Origin of the sequence: Paenibacillus sp. KACC 21273, assembly GCF_028736095.1 — a bacterium.
Classification (GTDB): domain Bacteria; phylum Bacillota; class Bacilli; order Paenibacillales; family Paenibacillaceae; genus Saccharibacillus; species Saccharibacillus kyungheensis.
In genome coordinates, this window is the sequence record NZ_CP117876.1 from 3,151,621 (window position 1) to 3,169,198 (window position 17,578).

General features: G+C 38.3%; 13 protein-coding genes. 3 read left to right on the forward strand and 10 right to left on the reverse strand.

From position 1 onward, the window contains the following. Window positions 1-135 precede the first annotated feature (135 nt). Window positions 136-2,706 (reverse strand): glycoside hydrolase family 3 N-terminal domain-containing protein, encoded by a 2,571-nt coding sequence (locus PQ460_RS13715; RefSeq protein ID WP_274170154.1) that lies wholly within the window; start codon window positions 2,704-2,706, stop codon window positions 136-138. A 215-nt stretch (window positions 2,707-2,921) separates the two neighbouring features. Here PQ460_RS13715 and PQ460_RS13720 point away from each other — a divergent pair, with 215 nt between their 5' ends. After that, window positions 2,922-4,295: a helix-turn-helix domain-containing protein gene (locus tag PQ460_RS13720; protein ID WP_274170155.1), complete on the forward strand. Its 1,374-nt coding sequence runs from the start codon at window positions 2,922-2,924 to the stop codon at window positions 4,293-4,295. 340 nt (window positions 4,296-4,635) lie between these two features. Here PQ460_RS13720 and PQ460_RS13725 read toward each other — a convergent pair whose 3' ends face one another. Both PQ460_RS13725 and PQ460_RS13730 read right to left on the reverse strand, forming a co-directional pair. Continuing rightward, a complete protein-coding gene (locus PQ460_RS13725; RefSeq protein ID WP_274170156.1) occupies window positions 4,636-5,223 on the reverse strand; it encodes a hypothetical protein in 588 nt (195 codons plus the stop codon). A gap of 270 nt (window positions 5,224-5,493) precedes the next feature. Beyond that, the gene (locus PQ460_RS13730) at window positions 5,494-5,700 is read right to left on the reverse strand and encodes a helix-turn-helix domain-containing protein (protein ID WP_274170157.1); all 207 of its coding nucleotides are present in this window, start codon (window positions 5,698-5,700) and stop codon (window positions 5,494-5,496) included. 162 nt (window positions 5,701-5,862) lie between these two features. Here PQ460_RS13730 and PQ460_RS13735 point away from each other — a divergent pair, with 162 nt between their 5' ends. Then, entirely contained in the window at window positions 5,863-6,141 is a 279-nt protein-coding gene (locus tag PQ460_RS13735; protein WP_274170158.1) for a DUF6809 family protein, read from the forward strand. Window positions 6,142-6,479: 338 nt separating this feature from the next. Here PQ460_RS13735 and PQ460_RS13740 read toward each other — a convergent pair whose 3' ends face one another. From PQ460_RS13740 to PQ460_RS13770, 7 genes are all read right to left on the reverse strand, one after another. Next, a complete protein-coding gene (locus PQ460_RS13740) occupies window positions 6,480-8,924 on the reverse strand; it encodes a glycogen/starch/alpha-glucan phosphorylase (RefSeq protein WP_273615982.1) in 2,445 nt (814 codons plus the stop codon). Window positions 8,925-8,961: 37 nt separating this feature from the next. Next, window positions 8,962-10,065, reverse strand: a complete 1,104-nt coding sequence (gene glgD / locus PQ460_RS13745; RefSeq protein ID WP_274172940.1) for a glucose-1-phosphate adenylyltransferase subunit GlgD — start codon at window positions 10,063-10,065, stop codon at window positions 8,962-8,964. 20 nt (window positions 10,066-10,085) lie between these two features. After that, on the reverse strand, window positions 10,086-11,219 hold the full coding sequence (locus PQ460_RS13750; protein ID WP_273615981.1) for a glucose-1-phosphate adenylyltransferase: 1,134 nt from the start codon (window positions 11,217-11,219) through the stop codon (window positions 10,086-10,088). A gap of 147 nt (window positions 11,220-11,366) precedes the next feature. Beyond that, window positions 11,367-11,924, reverse strand: coding sequence for an imm11 family protein (locus PQ460_RS13755; protein ID WP_273615980.1), 558 nt, complete (start codon window positions 11,922-11,924; stop codon window positions 11,367-11,369). A 312-nt stretch (window positions 11,925-12,236) separates the two neighbouring features. After that, complete coding sequence (locus PQ460_RS13760) at window positions 12,237-13,415, reverse strand: acetoin utilization protein AcuC (RefSeq protein WP_273615979.1); 1,179 nt, start codon at window positions 13,413-13,415, stop codon at window positions 12,237-12,239. A 29-nt stretch (window positions 13,416-13,444) separates the two neighbouring features. Then, entirely contained in the window at window positions 13,445-14,077 is a 633-nt protein-coding gene (locus tag PQ460_RS13765) for a GNAT family N-acetyltransferase (protein WP_274170159.1), read from the reverse strand. A gap of 196 nt (window positions 14,078-14,273) precedes the next feature. Next, window positions 14,274-15,371 (reverse strand): acyltransferase family protein, encoded by a 1,098-nt coding sequence (locus PQ460_RS13770; protein WP_274170160.1) that lies wholly within the window; start codon window positions 15,369-15,371, stop codon window positions 14,274-14,276. Between the two features lie 433 nt (window positions 15,372-15,804). Between PQ460_RS13770 and acsA the strand changes: the two genes are divergently transcribed. Then, window positions 15,805-17,529 (forward strand): acetate--CoA ligase, encoded by a 1,725-nt coding sequence (gene acsA / locus PQ460_RS13775; protein ID WP_274170161.1) that lies wholly within the window; start codon window positions 15,805-15,807, stop codon window positions 17,527-17,529. Window positions 17,530-17,578 lie beyond the last annotated feature (49 nt).

Below are 17,578 nucleotides of genomic sequence, written 5' to 3' on the forward strand. Positions count from 1 at the left end.
GTTTTGCCTGAGTAAACAGTAACAATCCGTGTGTTTTTGGTTTTCTGTGAATCCATAGTAACATAGCCTTAAAACGTTAGCAATAGTTTTTTGTAAGCACTTACTTTGTGGTGATGTAAAAAGGAATTTTCAAGCTTACTTTTCGATCAATTCAAACTCTGCCATTTGTACTGCTTTGGCACTTGATCCGATATACACTTTAAATTCACCAGCATCCGCTACCCATTGCAAGCGTGAATTACAATATTTAAGCATTTCTTCGGTGATTTCAAACTGTACTTGAGCAGTCTCTCCTCCAGCTAAAGTCACTTTTTGGAACCCTTTTAATTCTTTAACAGGTCGAACAGTACTTCCGTATAGATCTTGAATATACATCTGTACAATTTCTACTCCTAGTACTGAACTTGTATTGGTCACTTGAATAGTCGCTGTGATCGATTCAGTGCGTTGCATCGCTTGACGATCTAATTCTATTTCTGAATAGTCAAATTGGCTATAACTAAGCCCGTATCCGAAAGGATATAAAGGATCATTTGGGCCGTCCAAATATTTAGAAATGTATTTCTCATGTTCATTTTCAGCTGTTACAGGTCTACCGGTATTAAAGTGGTTATAATAAATCGGTACTTGACCCAATTGCTTCGGAAAGCTCATCGTTAACTTCGCAGATGGATTATAATCACCCACTAATACATCAGCAATCGCATGTCCAGCTTGTGAACCCAAGAACCATGTTTCTACAATACTATCCATATGCTCTTCATACCAATCCAGTACTAGCGGTCGTCCGTTGGTGAGAACAAGCACAACAGCTTTACCGGATTGCTTCGCTAATTCCACGATAGCTTCAGCTAGTTTTTGCTGTGGTTCAGGAATCGTAATATTCATACGAGACGCGGCTTCACCAGACATATCACTATTTTCACCCAATGCTAACAAAATAACGTCTGCATGTCCGGCTACTTCAAGTGCTTGCTCTACTCCACCTTCAATCGGTTCGTTCACTTTGGAACCTTCACTGTATAATAGACGATCTTCTTGGATGCCTTTGGCTTGTAATCCTTCTAATAAAGTAACGGTATCTGCTCCATATTTAGAAAACTGCCATGGCCCTAACAAATCTTTGCTATCACCAAAAGGTCCAATTACAGCAATACGTGCGCTAGATTCAGCAACATGTAACGGTAACGTCTGAGCTTCATTTTTGAGTAGTACAATTGATTTCTGTGCCAACTCACGACTCGCTTGAAGATGATTTTCGTTAAAGTGATATTCCACTTCTTTATCAGGACGTACATAACGGAAAGGATCATCCATAATACCGATCTGATATTTATATGTCAAAATGCGTCGTACAGCATCATCCAATTGTTGTTCTTGAATTTTACCGTCTGCTACAAGTTGGGGTAGAAATTGTTCATACGTCTGAGATACCATTTCGATATCCATCGTTGCATTTAAAGATAGACGCGCAGCTTCACTACGATCTTTGGCAACACCATGTGTATAAATTTCTTCGACTGCGCCATAATCAGAGATTAGAATACCATCAAATCCTAATTCATCACGTAGCAAATCTTTCAAAATAAATTCACTAGCTGCTATAGGAATCCCTTGATAGAAGTTAAAAGCATTCATCACAGATGCTGCTCCAGCTTCAAGTCCAGCCTGAAACGGAGGTAAATACAGATTACGCAACATCCATTCTGAAATATCAACCGTATTGTAATCACGACCGGATTCGGAAGCACCATAAGCAATAAAGTGTTTGAGACAAGCAATCAATGTTTCTTTATCAAATAAGCTTGCGCCTTGAAATCCTTCTACTTGTGCTCTAGCAATTAATGAACCTAGATAAGGATCTTCGCCTGAGCCTTCGACTACACGTCCCCAACGTGCATCACGTGCAATATCAACCATTGGTGCATGATTGTACGTAATTCCTGTAGCTGTAGCTTCTTTGGCTGCAATCGCACATGCTTCACGAATCGCTTCAATATCCCAACTGCAAGACCATGCGAGTGGCACAGGGAAAATCGTCTGGAAACCATGAATCACATCGGCGTTAAACATCAACGGAATACCCAAACGCGATTTCTCTACTGCTGTTTTTTGCAATTCAAACACACGACTACTATTAAAAGCACCCAAAATGGAGCCTGTACGACCTTGCTCTACAAGCACATCTGCCGATTCAGCTTCAATATCGCCACCAAAAGCAAAATCAGAAGCCATACACTGGCTCATTTGCCCGATTTTCTCAGCAACGGTCATCTGTCCAAGCAATTGTTCTACTTGAGCTTGAATATCTTCTGTTGTGCGTTCGACAACATTATTTTTATGATAAGGAGCAACCACGTTGATCAATTCTTCACTCAACGACTGTCCTCTACCTCTTGTACCATCTAACTTCATCACACCTGTAAAAGGCAAAGAGATAAAACCTGTAAAGCAATCTTCTTCAAAAACCATTTCAATCGTAGCTTCGCCTTCACCATGTGGCAAAACGACTACACTTCCTGTTGCTTTTAGCGTATTGCCTTCTACATGTATATGCTTGATATCCAAAGCAAGTGGTAATGGCTCCATCTGTACCGTTAAAGAATAATCCTGTGGTGTTGGCTTAGGAGACTCTTGCTGAACCTCAAATAAAAATTTCCATTTGGATGATTGTAATTGTGATGTACTGTTCCATATTCCTATCATTCGTATGCCCTCGTTTCCCAATGCTATTCTCTATTTGTGTTGTATCGCGATCTTATCTTTACTTTATAGGGATCGCTTTTGTCTACTGCTTTAATGTAAGCGTTATGACATTATATTTATGGTATTATTCCTATTTTTTTAGTAAAATAATAAATACGTTATCATCAGTATCTTATAGATAGCGTATTTTGAAATGATAGGAGTTGCACAATCATATGAATACAACCTGGCTGAATACGCTTAAATTTATAATGAAATGCTTACATATTGAATATCAGGTTCCACTCTATATTGTGGATCAACAAGGTGCGCTAATTGAAGAATATCCTGCACAGAATTTCAATCCTTTATATGCTAGTAAAAGCGAAGGGCTTGAGCTATTAACTCAACATATTCAAGGACACTATCCACTGATTCATGCAACCAATTTTGTAGAGCAGTATCTGATCGTACCTTTACCTGCTCAGCCTACGGTTCAAGCTAATAGTAATGAGCCTATAGATCCTGCTTCATCTCATCCGCTGCCTACGCCAGAGAGTACTTCTGTCGATATCGAAGGTGCTCTAATAGCGGGGCCTTTTTTCAATGCGATTGTACCGGAAGAGTTAATCAAAGGCATTATTGTAGATCACCAATTGTCTTTTCGTCAGCAAGATGAAGTATGGGCATTTTACAAAAATGTACCGCTGATCTCTAAAGAACGCATATATAATGCAGCCGTTATGATTTATTTTATGTTATATCAAAAAGAATTGGATATCGCCGAATTGATTCAACATAATTTGCATATTTCTGCCGCTTCTATCCATCGTGTTCATCTGGACTCGATTCCACATTTGTCTTCGTCTACTTTACTGTCTTATCACGAGGAAGCCGAATATACACCACCTGATCGTTATCATCATAATCCTGAGATGGAGCGTATCTTTCTGCAATATATAAGAGAAGGTCGCAAAGAAGATTTAATTCAATGGGAATTGGGATTTCCGACAGAGAAATTGGGAGTACTTTCGAAAAAAAGCTTATTACGCAACGAAAAGAATCTAGGCATTTGCTCAGTAACGCTGGTCACACGTGCAGCAATGGATGGCGGAGTGAACGCCGAAATCGCTTATACATTAAGTGATTTTTATATTCAAGCAGTCGAAGAATGTGAAAATCCAGCGCAAGTGCATATGACTACCCAGCGATGCAATGCTGACTTTGTCGATCGAGTACTGGAAGGTCAGAAGCAACGATATTCCCATGAAGTCAATCTAACACGTCATTACATTTTCAGCCATCTGTACGAACCGATTCATCTACAAGATCTAGCGAAAGAAACCAAGCTGAATGCGGATTACCTATCACAGTTATTTAAAAAAGAAATTGGGTGTTCGCCTGTTGTCTATATTCAGCAACAACGTATTGATGAAGCGAAAAAATTAATCAGTCTCTCGCATTATTCGTTAGCAGAAATTTCGACGTTGTTGCAGTTTCATGATCAGAGTTATTTTACGAAGATTTTTAAAAGATACACTGGGGTTACACCGAAGCAGTATCAGAAGAATCGTACGGGTGGGGAGCGGATGGGTGTGGGGGTGTTTTGAAATGTATTGGTGTGGGATGGTGTGAGTTACAGCGCTCCGGGTACGATATTGTTCTTGTCGTCGCTTGTTGTAAATAGATACCTTGATTAACCGCTTTGCGGTAGGTATCCATTTACAAAGGCGAGCGCTTCGCTCTTTCAGAACAATATCGCTCCCTACGCTCAGTGGAATTGTGTAAAATCTTATAATTTATTTAGATTAAAAATATACGATCCCGTTAGATTAACTAAACTTCTTTTTAATTCCCTCTTTGATAATATTCAAATTATTTAATAAGTTTTTTTTGATTGCATTCTATATTCGTGTTCTTTAAGTAATCGGTAGAAATTACATATGATATCTAATTGTTCTTTAATTGTTTTTTTATATTAAAGGTCTTACCATAATAATTAATCGTTTTAGATTGTAATACATCTGCCATTCCTGCTAAAAACATAATTATTGTAAAAACCGAAAATATCATAAAAAATATTAAATGTAATTCTAATAATATTAAAAGAAATATAATTGCTAACATATTAAAAATTCCAGAAAAGAATGTTCTACTAAAAAATTTATACGATTGATTATTTGTCGAAATTCCATCTACTATATGCTTTATTTCTGAGAAGCGATATGTACTACTTGCAAACCAAAATAAAGAAAGAATACAAAACATTAATATTAATATGCCTACTCTTAATGATGAATATGACCATTCAAACTTTACATTGACTATAATACATCCATATATAATTACAACAATTGAATTATATGCATTAAGATTTTTTAGAGAATTATATAACGTTACTACACCATGTTTACCAAATGTTATATCTTTTAAATCACTTTTACTATAAATTTTTAATTTTTTTCCGTATTGAAAATTGTAAATCAAATTTAAAATAGTAATACATCCGATTACTAGCAAAATTAATGAGCTTCTCATTATCCATACCTACTTTATATTTATGATTTTGATACTGATTCGTCAATTATTTCATGTTTTCATTTAATTATTTACTCTCTCATTTAAAATAGATAATTGTTCTGCATCTGTAGGTACAACCGATCTAATAATGTAGCTTAACCCGTTAACAACAAACTTTTTTAAATGAATAAATATATATGTTCCCCTTTATCATTTTCGCTGAATTAAATATTTTCTTAAAGGATATAAAAAATATAGTTCAATATGCAACTTATATCTTTCAATCGTTTATTCTTTTTTGGAAATATACTCTAACAAATCCCCTGGCTGACAATCTAAAGCTTCACAGACTTTGTCAATCACTTCTAAAGATACATATTCATTCGTATTTAACTTTGCCATCGTAGCAGATGAGATGCCTGTCATTTTAACCAGTTCTTGTTTTTTGATCTCTCGATCTATTAATAATTTTTGTAATTTTTTATAACTAATCATAATATTCCTTTCAATAAAGTGAAGTTTTATTTAATTATAAGCAGATATATTTTGTTTATCAAAATAAAATTTGACTTCTCACACACAAATAATTTATTATATTAAAATAAAGTTCAACTTGTTAAATATTTATACGTAAAATTAAATGTTGGAGGCATAAGTATGAATAACTTAATTTCTGATTTTGATCAATTTATATCTTTACGCATGGAAAATATAGCTTGTCAGGAATTAAACGATGATCACGAATATCAGCAATTACTCAAACAATGTCAGCGTCTTTTTGAACAATTGAGTTCTATTATTGAAGAAAATGATTTTTCTATATTAAATGAATATGAACAAGCTTCTACATTAGTTCAGGGTATGTCTGAACGTATCATGTACTATCAAGGTTTAAAAGACGGGTTCAAATTACATCAAGAATTATGGAACCCTTAATAATTATTTATGTTTTTAATATTTAATTCTACATATTCAAGACACCGATTTAGCGAAGGAAAAGGAATGATCCGTAAGAAGCGTAGCATTCGCCTTAAAAGTTTTCGCAAGAAAACTACTTCGTAAGCATACACTAAGAATGGATATTTACTGCGCAAACAGTTGTTCAAAATATCCATTCTTAACAGCGATCGAGAGGATCATCCTTTTGCGTAGCGATGTCCCTCCACCACATAAAAGAAAAAGGAAAACCTCCCCACTATCATAATCATCCGCAGACAATCACAATACCAAGAAGGATTTCCTCCATTCACACTCTATATTCAATTAAATCAAGCTTACCCACGATCCACAGGTTTGATTTTCCAAATCTCTGACGCATATTGTCCTATCGTCAGATCACTAGAGAATTTACCGGAATGCCCGATGTTATGAATCGATTTTTTGAGCCACTCTTTACGATTACGGTAAGCTAGATCAATCTGAACATGAGCTTCCGTATAGGCTGAGAAATCTTTGAGTACAAAATACTCATCATTCATATCAAGAATCGAACGGTACAAAATATCAAATTCATTATTATGATTAGTAAATGGGCCACGCTCAATCAGTTGATTCATGACTTCTTGAATCCGTGAATCACTGTTGTAAATATCGCGTGCATTGTAGCCACCATGTTGATAATAGTCCATTACTTGATCTGCATTCAGTCCAAAAATAAACATGTTATTATCGCCTAACATTTCATGCATCTCTACGTTAGCACCATCCATCGTACCTACAGTTAGAGCACCATTCATCATAAATTTCATATTCCCTGTACCAGATGCTTCTTTACTAGCGGTAGAGATTTGCTCGCTCACGTCCGCAGCAGGAATAATTTTTTCAGCTAAAGAGACGGAATAATTTTCTAAGAAAAAGACATTCAATTTGTCTTTGACATCAGGATCATTATTCACTACATTGGCTACACTGTTAATCAGTTTGATCGTACTTTTCGCTAAATAATAACTCGGTGCCGCTTTGGCTCCAAAAATAAAAGTACGTGGCACTATGTCCAGTGATGGCATTTCTTTAATCTGATGGTACAAATGGATAATATGAAGAATATTCAAAAATTGTCGTTTATACGCATGCAGACGTTTGACTTGTACATCAAAGATCGAATCCGTATTCACTTTGACATCATATTTTTGTTCAATATATGTCGCCAATTTTTGCTTATTATTGAGCTTGATCTTAGCAGCACGCTCTTGAAAGCTTGCATCTTCACTGTATTTCAAAATGCCGACCATTTCTTGCGGATGAGTAATCCAACGCGTACCTATCGATTCACTCACTAACTGTGATAACTCAGGATTCGCATGCATTAACCAGCGACGATGAGTGATACCATTTGTTTTGTTGTTGAACCGATCTGGATACAGTTCGTAGAAATTTTTCATCTCACGATGCTTCAAAATATCGGTATGCAATGCGGCTACACCGTTAATACTATGAGTTCCGGCTATCGCTAGATGTGCCATTTTAACCTGATCGTCAAAAATAATAGCCATATGCGCTACACGATCTGGATCGTCTGGATATTTATCCATAAGCAGACGGCAAAAACGAGCATTGATCTCTTCGATAATCATATACACACGCGGTAACAGTTCACGCACCATATGAGTTGGCCATTTTTCTAAGGCTTCGCTCAAAATCGTATGGTTGGTGTAAGATACAGTCTTAGTTACAATCTCCCAAGCTATATCCCATCCATATCCTTTTTCATCCAGCAAAATACGCATCAATTCAGGAATGACCAATGTAGGATGTGTATCATTGATATGAATTGCTATCTTTTTCGGAAGCTCTTCATAGCTAAGCCCTAATTTGTCATACGTACGTAAAATGCTTTGCAGACCAGCAGAACAAAGGAAATACTGTTGCTTCAATCGCAATAGTCGTCCAGCATATTGAGAATCATCCGGATACAAGAATTCGGAGATCGATTCAACCGAACGATTGTAATCCAGATAACTGTAATAGTTGCCGCCTGAAGAAGAACCACGACTTGCCATTTCACGCATTGGTTCTGCGCTCCATAGACGAAGTGTATTCATATGCGAATTCTCTCTGTTCCCTTTGTATCCAATAACAGGAACATCGTAAGGAATAGCCCATACCCCTTCATAATCATGAAGTGAAAAAGTAAGCTCTCCTGCTTCTTCATGAACTTCTACATTACCGCCAAAGCGAACTTCCACTTTGCGATCATCACGACGAACTTCCCATTCGTTTCCTTTTTGCAACCAGTTATCCGGTAATTCTACCTGATTACCATCGACTATTTTTTGTTCAAATAGGCCGTATTTGTAACGAATCCCGCAACCGTGTCCTGCATATCCAAGTGAAGCTAATGAATCCATAAAACAAGCAGCCAGACGACCAAGACCACCATTACCTAGTCCTGCGTCTGCTTCTTGCTCTTCTATTTCAGAAAGAGATACCCCTAAGTCTTCCAGACCTTCTTGCACAATTTCAAGAACACCCATATTGAGTAGATTGTTACCTAGTAGACGACCTATTAGAAATTCAAGAGATAGATAATAGACTTGTTTTTCCTCATTATCTCGAAATTCGCGGTTGGTTGCTGCCCATTCCTTACCGGCAAATTCTCGGATCATCCGACTCAAAATCGTATATACATCTTCACTTGATACTTCTTCCAACGGTTTTCCCAACTTGGAAACTACATTATTCTGAAATATGCTTTTGAATGACTCTTTGCTCGTAAACAACAGGGCGTTCCTCCTCTATTCTAATTCTGATCTACATTTAGACGGAAGTGCTCTTCGCTGTAACATATGGTTTTTTCACATCACCGATCAATGTACGATCTCCTGAAATATGAACATCTTTATCCAAGATCACATTTTCCAATACAGCGCCTGCTTCAATCGTACATTTCTGCAAAATAACTGAATTGACAACACGTGCGCCTTTTTCGACTTTGACACCGCGGAATAAAATACTGTTTTCCACTTCTCCTCCAATAATACATCCATTCGCTAGCAAAGAATTAGTCACTTTAGCACTTTCCAGATACTTGGTCGGTGCTTCGTATTTAATCTTCGTTTGCACAGGTTTCTCATGAAATAACTTCATGTAGTTATCAGGGTTAAGTAAAGCTAGACTATTTTTGTAGTAGCTTTCCACTGAATTAACCACTGCATTGTAGCCTGTATATTCATAAGCGGCAATTTTGAGACCGTTCGGGTTATGTTGAATGACATCACGGAAGAAATAGCTCTTACCATGAGCAATCGAGTAACGAACTTGATCCAAATACAGAGCTTTATCCATAATAAAGATTTCTAGATAAATATTGTTATGATCGCGCTCATGATGAATACCTGATACATAGCCATTCTCATCTACTTCTACACGACGACAAGGTCCATGTTCTGGCTCCAACTCTGCTACTTTTTTGTAGACAACCGTAACATCTGCACCTTTTTCTTTGTGATATTTGTAGACTTCATTAAAATCTACTTTGTTCACATGTTGGGTGCCGCTATTGACGACAATATCACCAGAACTGCGATGGAAATAATCCATATTATTATGAATATGTTGCAGATCTCCAAGTGAAGTATCGGTTGGATCATGCCAATCCGGTGGCAAGATGAAGAGTCCGCCCCGTTTACGATCCAAGTCCCACGGTCTACCTTCACCCAAATGATCCATTAACGAACGATATTTACGACGAACAAATAGAGCAATATCTTCCATACCTGCATACATCATATTTGACAAAGCAAAATCGATTAAACGATAGCGTCCACCAAATGGAACGGCTGCACCGCAACGGAAATATGTTAATTCATTTAGTTGGTCTAATTCATGATCCAGGTTGATAACTCCTACGAAGCCCTTCATTCCCATCACCGTCCTCTTTATTATAATGACTCATTCGTTATTAGTAAGATTTCGCTCTCATCTTCACGATCTACACCAATTTGCTTACCATCTGGCAATATCATACCATCGTCAATAATCGCGCGGTGGATACGAACATTTTTGCCGATTTTCACATTAGGCATAATAACGGAATCAGTAATCACACTACCTTCGCCTACTTCTACACCGAAGAATAGAACCGAATGATTAATTTCACCATGGACAATACAACCTTCGTTAATGATGCTATCACTCACTTTAGCTTCAGGCGCAATATACTGAGCAGGCTGATTCGGGCTACGTGTGAAGATACGCCAGTTCGGATCATTCAAGTCCAATTCTGGATGTTCAGATAACATATCCATATTGGATTCCCATAGACTTTGGATTGTACCAACGTCTCTCCAGTATCCTTCAAATGGATAAGCGTATAATGTTTTGGCATCATCTAACAATAACGGAATAATATCTTTACCAAAGTCATAAGAAGAGGTCGGGTTCGTCTCATCTTGAATCAGATAAGATTTTAGAACATCCCATTTGAACAAGTAAATCCCCATAGAAGCAAGTGTACTTTTTGGATGTTCTGGCTTTTCATCGAACTCGTAAATTTTAAGATCATCATCTGTATTCAGCATACCGAAACGGCTAGCTTCTTCCAGCGTGACATTAACAACAGAAATGGTGCAGTCTGCGTCTTTTTCTTTATGGTAATCCAGCATTTTGCCATAATCCATTTTGTAAATATGGTCACCGGATAAAATGAGAACATGTTCAGGATCGAATCTTTCCACGAAGTTTAGATTGCGATAAATCGCATCCGCTGTTCCTTGATACCAGCTACTGCCTTCTTCGCGTTCATGTGGTGGCAATACAAATACTCCACCATTTTTGCGATCCATATCCCAATCGTTACCAACACCTATGTATGCATGAAGGACCATGGGTTCATATTGCGTTAATACACCTACTGTATCAATACGTGAATTGGCGCAATTACTAAGAGGAAAATCGATAATGCGATAAGTACCGCCAAAATAAACGGCTGGCTTTGCCAGAAATCTTGTTAAACCTTTGAGTCTTTTGCCTTGACCTCCGGCAAGCAACATAGCTACTACTTCTTTCTTACTCATGGAAAAGCCCCCTTCATGTGATTGTCATATAATTTGTAGAGACATGTAGCGCCGAGAGACGATGCCATACAATGAATACTTTATCAATAATTGCTATCGATAAAAGGAAGGAGACCGTCCATCAGGATATGTTGCTCAAAATACCACTTAGAGATTTTCCTTAAAAACAATACCTGCTATGTTTTGTACCCGACAAGCTTCTACAAATTCAGAAGATGCTACAATCAGACTGATATCTTCATTCGAACGCACCAGTCCATGACCTTTGAGTCCATCCGGTTGAAAAGCAACCGAGATATAATGAACAGGGCTTCCATGAATTCCTGGAAGTAAAGGAACATGAACCGATTCTTCTACATCCAAGCAATTGATAACAGTCAAGATATTAAGTACTTGAAACCCGTTAAGCGGTTCACCGTTAACAGTGACTTCTGCATCGACCAATTGTACATCTTTGTCAGCATATTGTCGGATAACGCTAGCAAGTCTAGGTCCCACCAGATCGGGTCCATCGCTCATAAACCAATCAAAATGCATTAAATGATTAAGATCGATATCTCCTTGCAAATGGAACTTTGGCGTCTTCGCCCAATCTCGTTGAGGTGTGCCTTTTTTGAAGCTCAAATGATCCGGTGAATCATTGAAATTGTACTTAAACCAGTAACGATCCGGATACACATTTGCTGGTGACAGGATATAGCACATACATATCTCTTCCTTTCGGGATTGGCAGACCATTCCATACTATAGTAATGAATGATGAATATAACTCATTCCTTGAATATAGTATCTATTTCTACATACGTAGCTATTGTCCCTGCTTACCGCTTATATTAACTTACCCTTTTATGCTCTGTATGTGAAAATCGTTCATCTGCCAATCTCCCGGCAAAATATATATACCCGAAAATGTTCACTTCGCCCCTTTTGAGTCATTACGATTTTGTTACAGACTGGTATAATGTTTATTTTATACCAATTCTGATCCACTTGGATACTGGCAAATAAACCTTTGCTTTATTTCAAATAAGTTGCTGCTATTTCACTGATCGCTCGATTAGACTGGGTGATCTCTTCTCGCCTTGGGATAGGTTCCCAGCGCTTTACATCATCTAACCATGTTTGCGGCAAAGAGACCGGACTTTCTGCTTGCCAATGATCTAACCAGTCTTGAGGTAACGGTAACAACGGATCAGTATGAAGCTGTTGCAGTAGTGGATGATTGCTCATTTCAAGCCATAATAATGACCACGCTCTAGGTACTACTCTCCATATATCGTATCCGCCGCCTCCCAGTGCTACCCACCGTCCTTCACACCACTGATGAGCAGCTTGATGGATCATACGAGGCATCTCCTGATAGATACGCATAGAACAATGCACATGAGACAACGGATCAAGCGCATGGGCATCACATCCATGTTGACTAATAATAAGATCGGGCTTAGCGCGTTCTAACACTTGATTCAACGTCGTCTCAAAACACTCTAGCCATGAATCGTCTTCGGTATACGGTTCTAAAGGTAGATTTACAGTGTAACCAAATCCTTCACCTGCACCGCGCTCTTCTACCCGTCCTGTACCGGGAAATAAATATTTACCTGTCTCATGAATCGAATACGTAAAAACATTCGGATCAGTGTAAAAACACATTTCTACACCATCTCCATGATGCACATCTGTATCAATATAGAGCACTTTAGCTCCATACGTTTCCCGTACATGAGCGATTGCAAGTGCAGCATCATTATAGATACAGAATCCAGCGCCTTTCTGTGGCATAGCGTGATGCAGTCCACCCCCTAGATGAAGAGCATGGGTCGTCTGACCTTCCATCACCATCTGGGCAGCAGTCACCGAGCCAGCAGCAATCGATAATGCACTCTGGTGCATCCCTGCAAAATACGGTGTATCTCCTTGATGAAGACCATATTGAAATGCACGATCAATAGCCTGCTGAGAAGGATGCTCCAGACTTAATTGTTTGACCGCTTCCACATATTCAGGAATATGCACTTGTTGTAACAAATGAGAATCTGGCAATTCGCCAGGCACAAAGATTTGATCTACAGATAAAGCATTTACTTGTTGTAGTAGATCACGAGTAAGCGTTAATCTACGCTGGTCAAATGGATGATTCTGATGAAATACATACTTCAAGCTATCAGGATGATATACATATATTGCTTTATCCATACATCAATTCTCCTTTCTATGATTGAAATTCAATACATAAATCGTTGCCGAAATCGAAGGCGATCAAATGCCTCGACCGAAGATTGTGGTACATATTTCCCTACACGTACCATCAAGCAATTCGCAGGATGAGAACAGATTTCAGGATCATCGGTTGCGAACCAGACCATATCGACATTTTTCATTAACTGCTCCATCATTTTGCGATAATCCCAGACGTTTAGCCCTGTATTCTCAAGATCCCAATGCCAGTAATACTCTGTCGTAAATACGATCATTCGATCAAGTTGTTCTTCGCGAAAAGAAAGTTGTATCAACTTTTTGGCTAGACCGAGTCCACGGTAATCATTCGCTACTTCAACCGCTCCAAGTTCGATCAGATCCTCCATATTGCCTTCCGACCAGCGCTCATATTCATCTGCATAATGAAATGTTACATATCCGACAATGACCTCGCCATCACAAGCCATAATAATGCGCCCTTCATCCAATTCAGCAATTTCGATCAATGCTTCCCATTGTTCGGCTGGACGACGAAAGGCGTCTAATTGAGGATGCATTTTTTTGGTACGAATATGTGCCGGTGATACAGGCCCTTCTAGTTGTAACGTGCACCGAGGAGACACAAGTGTTTCCGATTGTGGAATTTTCAAATGCTCCATACTGGGATTCCTTTCTTTATGGAAGTATTCAATATTGTAAATGAGATCGTCTACTTTTATGATAACGCTTTCCTTATGTTCCTATTATACTGATTTTCAAGGTAAATGTATGTGTAGCTATGTAGATCAGCAAAAATCAGCAAAAAACCTTCTCATTATGCGAGAAGGTTTTGATTTCTATAGATCAAGCTATAATTTAATTTTCAGTAGCCAAGCTACGGCTGGAAGCTGGAGCAGAAGATTTGGGTACATTGACTCGACCTACAATATATTTACCAATCTTAATCCGGTTTAATAGATTAATAGTCACATAAGAGCAGAGCAATCCCCCTACAAACAACAATGGAATCTCAAAATAGCCAAGCGATACAGCAAACATCTCGATCGCTATATCCATCATTTGTAGATAGAACCAATGCAATAAATAGATCCCGAATGAATACTGACTGACAATTGATAATAAAGCCGGCATTTTGGTTACATTACGAAAAGCTAAAAACAATACGAAAATTAACAAAACTGTAAACAAAATCATATCCATACGCTTCGATCCAAATCCAAAGCTAGCATACATATTGTTATAAATAATGATGGCTAACGATACAGGCAAGGCTGCGTAAATCCAGACTTTGTATTTTTCGATATATTGCATAAATGTTTGATAATGTTTACCACAATAATAAGCGAGAGCAAAATAAAATACCCAACCTGTAAATGGCATCCAGTATCCTCGATCCCAAATATAAGCAATATACTGATTGCTACTAGGCGGTGCTACCAGATTAAAGAAAGCAAGATACGCTACATTAATAATAAGAGCTATAGCTAGAACCCACCGCGGATCAAAACGGGCGATATACTTATTAAACAATTGATGAAGAATGTAAAATTGGAAAATAACCAGTACAAACCAGCCATGATAAGCTCCGAGCATATTGTAGACTACTAACTTAGGAATCGACCATCCATTCAATACACCAGACATCACAGCATAAAATACAGCCATACAAGCAAAAGGAATCAAAAGAAACTTGATACGTTTGCTATAAAATTGCTTCGGTAACTGATTAGGATAAGAATAAGCAAGAACCAATGCTGAAATAAATACAAAAGTCGATGTTCCAAAAGAAAGAAGTCCAGCTAGCGTCCATAGTCCAAACTGAATAGCACCCTCTGTACTTTCCCCTGTTGTAAATTTAATCGAATGCAGTAGTACAACGCTCATACAAGCGATCGCGCGAATCAAGCCTACTTCGCTGATCGTTTTTTTAGTAGAGATCGCGTTTGAATTCATTCCGTTAATAACCTCCTTTTCAATTAACAATTCCTAAAATGCTCAATGATAGCGTGTGACATCTCTCCTTACTTTTTGTTCAACTGTAATATTAGACATAGAAATATAGATCAAAAAGAAGATGATTATAGTGTGTGATTATTCGTTTTGAATTACTATGTTTTTATAAAACAGTTTAATTATTCACTTTGAATCATTTTCATTCGTTATATATTACTACAAAGTTGTCATAATTTATAGTTAAAATGTAAATTCATGATTTTTTTCATGATTATGATGCAAAATCAATTGTAAAAAAAATAATATTTCGCTATGCTATACTACAGGAAAATATAAAATTGAACAATTTGTGAAATCGTAGTATTGTTTTTTGTAAGCGCTATATATGGTAATCGAAACACAAGATCGTATCTCAATAATCATGGAGGTCATTATGGGAAAAGATAACGTGGAAATCATTGCTGTAGAAGCTACACAAGCCAATATGATGGATTATGAGGAAGCTAGTCGTTCTTTTGACTGGGCAGATGTAGAAAAAAGATTCTCCTGGCATGAAACGGGCAATATCAATCTTGCTTACGAGGCAATCGATCGTCATGCTGCTTCAGAACGTCGTGATCATATTGCTTTGCATTATAGTGATCCTGTACGAAGCGAATCGTATACCTTTGAACAATTGCGTCAACAATCGAATCGAGCTGCTAACATGCTACGCAAACTAGGCATTGGCAAAGGAGATCGCGTGTTTATCTTTATGCCTCGTACTCCTGAACTGTATTTTACATTGCTTGGTATTATTAAAATTGGTGCTATTGCTGGGCCATTATTTGAAGCCTTTATGGAAACAGCTGTGAAAGATCGTCTGGCAGATAGTGGTGCTGTAGCTATCATCACTACACCCAAATTGGTTGAACGGGTACCTAGTCACGAATTACCTGAACTTCAACATGTCATTCTTGTTGGAGATGAGCAAGACATTACAGCTCCATATATTGATTTTGCCAAAGAAATGCAACAAGCTTCGACAGAAGCAGAGATAGAATGGGTAGATCTGGATGATGGTCTAATCCTTCACTATACCTCTGGGTCTACAGGCAAGCCTAAAGGTGTATATCATGTTCATAGAGCTATGATTCAACAAGAATATACCGGCAGAATTGTACTTGATCTTCAAGAGAATGATATTTATTGGTGTACTGCTGACCCTGGTTGGGTGACAGGGACGTCTTATGGTATTTTTGCTCCCTGGTTAAATGGAGTGACCAATGTTGTGCGTGGAGGGCGATTCAGCCCGCAAGATTGGTATGAGACGATCGGACGCTATCAAGTAACGGTATGGTATAGTGCTCCGACAGCTTTTCGGATGTTAATGGGAGCTGGCGATGAAGTGGTTGAGCAATATGACCTCTCTTCGCTTCGTCATGTGCTCAGTGTAGGCGAACCGCTAAACCCTGAAGTTATTCGCTGGGGATATCGTGTCTACGGACAACGGATTCATGATACATGGTGGATGACCGAGACAGGCGCGCAGCTTATCTGTAACTATCCGCGCATGGATATTCGCCCTGGCTCTATGGGACGTCCGATTCCGGGCGTAGAAGCTGCTATTATTGATGATGCGGGTAATGTGCTCCCTCCACTACGGATGGGTAATCTAGCGATCAAAACACCGTGGCCATCAATGATGTACAAAATTTGGAACAATCCTGCCAAATTTGAAGAATATACACGTATTCCAGGATGGTATATTTCTGGAGATTCTGCTTATATGGATGAAGATGGATACTTCTGGTTCCAGGGTCGAATTGATGATGTCATCAATACGTCTGGTGAGCGTGTAGGTCCATTTGAAGTAGAAAGTAAATTGGTAGAACATCCTGCGGTAGCTGAAGCAGGTGTTATCGGTAAGCCTGATCCTGTACGTGGTGAAGTGATCAAAGCGTTTATCTCTCTTCGGGAAGGATATACAGCTACAGAAGAATTGAAGCAAGAGATCACTCGCTTTGTCAAAGAAGGATTGTCTGCTCATGCTGCTCCGCGTGAGATTGAATTTAAAGACAAGCTTCCCAAAACACGCAGTGGTAAAATTATGCGTCGTGTGCTGAAAGCATGGGAATTGGAGCTTCCTACAGGTGATCTCTCTACGATCGAAGATTAACGTTCTATATCTATTTTATCTATTTCATTTGTGATAGACCAAAAGCCGC